This window comes from Enterococcus sp. 3H8_DIV0648 (assembly GCF_002140655.1).
GTDB classification, from domain to species: Bacteria; Bacillota; Bacilli; order Lactobacillales; family Enterococcaceae; genus Enterococcus_A; species Enterococcus_A hulanensis.
The window spans coordinates 3,289,177-3,290,593 of sequence record NZ_NGLG01000001.1 but is presented as its reverse complement, the minus strand read 5'-3'; the positions used below and the strand labels follow the sequence as shown (position 1 = coordinate 3,290,593).

The window sequence follows — 1,417 nt, the reverse complement described above, 5'->3', positions numbered from 1 at the left end:
CACTACCATAGGTAAAAATGTAGTTATTAATGGAAATGTTGTTATTGGAAATAATGTTCTGATTGATAACGGGGTTATTCTTGAGGGTGATACTTATATAGGCGATCATACTTATATTAAGGATTACGCGAAAGTTGGAGAAAAGACCATAATAGGATTGGAGAATAAAATTGGGCACAATGCCGAGATAAAAGGACTAACAATGAGAGGTGTCTCCGCTATACATTATAGTGAGATATTTGGAGTTGTAGGGAATTATGTTGATATTGCAGCTGCGTGCGTTACAGGGATACTGCGCTTTAACGATACCGAACAACCACAACGAATCGCTGGAAAAATGTATACCGGAAAAAATACTAATGCTCTATTTTTAGGGGATTTCACTAGGACTGGGATAAATAACATTTTTCTTCCCGGATGTAAAGTTGGCTCTAATTGTGCTCTTTCTCCTGGACTAATTGTTGCTAAAGATATCGAACACAAAAAAATAGTTTTTCAAAAGCAAGAATTGACCACAAAAGAATGGGGGCCAGAGAAATACGGTTGGTAGAAAAAATTTAATAGGAAAAATGCTGTCGAGTAGTCAATCTATGTTTGACAGCTTTTTTCTTTAAAAATCAATTACATTTCTTATTGTTAATCTCTCATGAATGATCTATTCTGAAATAATAAAGCTAGGAGAGTGAATCTTATGAAAAATAATACAAAAACAAAGTATGAACTTGTAGTTAACTACATACTTTCGAATATTGAAAATGGAATCTATCAGCCTCATCAGATGATAGAATCAGAGATGGAACTCTCTGCTAAATTAGATGTATCAAGAGTGACAGTAAGAAAAGGCTTAGAAGAATTAGTGAGTGATAAAATCCTGAGTAAGAAAAAAGGAGTAGGAACTTTTGTAAATCCATTGCCAAAATATTTTGGCTTTAAGAGTGGTATTGGATTCAGTTCTGAAGCAAAAAAAAGAGGGCTAACTCCTTCAACAAAGCTTTTATCTTTAGAAAAAGTTCCAGCTGACACACAAATCGCTCAATTATTACATGTCCCTGTAAATACTCTTACTTGGAAAGTAGAAAGAATTCGCTATGCTGATAACATAGCAATTTGCTACGAGCTGGAATTTTTTGATGCTCAAATCATTCCAAACATATCGAAAACCGTTGCTGAAGGATCCATCTATGAATACTTAGAAAGCGAAGATATAAGTTTTTCATATGTTGACCAAAAAATCGTAGCTGAAAACGCCACTGAAGAATTTGCAAAATATTTAGATGTTGAATTGAATACAGCTTTAGTTAACATGGAAGTTATCGCTTGTCTTGAGAATGGAAAACCTTTTAACGTGGGTTTTTCGAAATATCAAACAAAAAATTTCTTTTTAGTTCAAACAATATATAAATAGTTTCTCAATGAA

At 33.3% G+C, this 1,417-nt stretch carries 1 protein-coding gene and 1 pseudogene; both read left to right on the top strand.

Features of this window, described 5'->3' with window-relative positions:
* Window positions 1-550 (top strand): annotated as a pseudogene (locus A5875_RS15175) (hypothetical protein); the annotation flags it as partial.
* Between the two features lie 141 nt (window positions 551-691).
* Window positions 692-1,405 carry a GntR family transcriptional regulator gene (locus A5875_RS15170; protein ID WP_088934363.1) on the top strand — a complete coding sequence of 238 codons (714 nt, stop codon included), beginning with the start codon at window positions 692-694 and terminating at the stop codon, window positions 1,403-1,405.
* Window positions 1,406-1,417 lie beyond the last annotated feature (12 nt).